This window comes from Streptomyces otsuchiensis, from assembly GCF_004305975.1.
Taxonomy (GTDB): Bacteria; Actinomycetota; Actinomycetes; order Streptomycetales; family Streptomycetaceae; genus Streptomyces; species Streptomyces otsuchiensis.
Map to the genome: position 1 here is coordinate 1 of NZ_BHZI01000544.1, position 1,060 is coordinate 1,060.

Consider the following 1,060-nt stretch of genomic DNA (forward strand, 5'->3'; position numbering starts at 1 on the left):
GGTTCCGGGACGCGGCCGGGTGCGCAGCACGTCGCCTCCGGCCGCGCAGTGACGCAGCAGCGGCGGCTGGTCGGCGGCGGGAGGGACGCCCTGGTGGGTGCAGAGCACCGTGACCTCGGTCGGGCCGTAGATGTTGACGACCTCGTATCCGGTTCCGGGACGCGGCCGGGTGCGCAGCACGTCGCCTCCGGCCGCGCAGTGACGCAGCAGCGGCGGCTGGTCGGCGGGGGCCAGCTCCAGCAGTGTCTCGGCGAGCGCGGTGGGCAGCATGGTGAAGGTGATCCGCTGGTCGGTGTACCACCGGGCGAGGGCCTTGGCGTCGCGCCGGGCGTCGTCGTCCGCCACGACGACGGACGCTCCGGCGGTGAGGGCGGGCCAGGTCTCCAGCACGGAGGCGTCGAAGCTGGGGCTGCACAGCAGTGCGCTGCGGTCCGCGGGGGTGCAGGCGAAGCGGCGGTGGTGCCACTGGCAGACGTTGACCACGGCCCGGTGCGGTACCACCACGCCCTTCGGCCGGCCGGTGCTGCCGGAGGTGTAGATGACGTAGCACGGTGCGTCGGGCCCGACGGGCGGCACGGCCGGGATCACGGCGTCGGCGGGGGCGTGTTCGCGGACACCGACGACGATCGTGCCGCCGGGGACATCCGGTGTGCCGGGGGCGCCGGGCGCCGGGACGAGCAGGATCGGGGCGGCGGCCTCGGCCACGACGGACTCGGCGCGCGCCCTGCCCAGCGCGGGGTCCAGCGGGACGTAGGGCCGGCCCGACTTCAGGACGGCGAGCAGCGCCACGACGAGGTCCGCGCCGCGCGGCATCCAGACGGCGACGGGTGCCGTGGGATCGGTACCGGCGCCCCGGGCGCGCAGGGTGGCGGAGAGCTGTTCGGCCCGCCGGTCCAGCTCGCGATAGGTCAGAACGTGGTCGCCGTGGGAGACGGCGGTGCGGTCCGGTCCGGCAGCCGCCTGCCGCTCGAACAGCTGGTGCACGGTGGCGGGCGGCACGGGCCGGACCGGGCCGTGCCGCCAGGTCTCCGGCACGGGCGCGTGCTCACCGTCGCGGGCG

At 76.4% G+C, this 1,060-nt stretch carries 1 protein-coding gene; it reads right to left on the minus strand.

Annotation, left to right across the window (positions count from 1 at the left end; genetic code table 11):
- Positions 1-1,035 (minus strand): AMP-binding protein (locus E0D90_RS25760; RefSeq protein WP_227870520.1); only part of this gene is annotated, 1,035 nt, incomplete at its 3' end.
- Between the last annotated feature and the right edge of the window lie 25 nt (positions 1,036-1,060).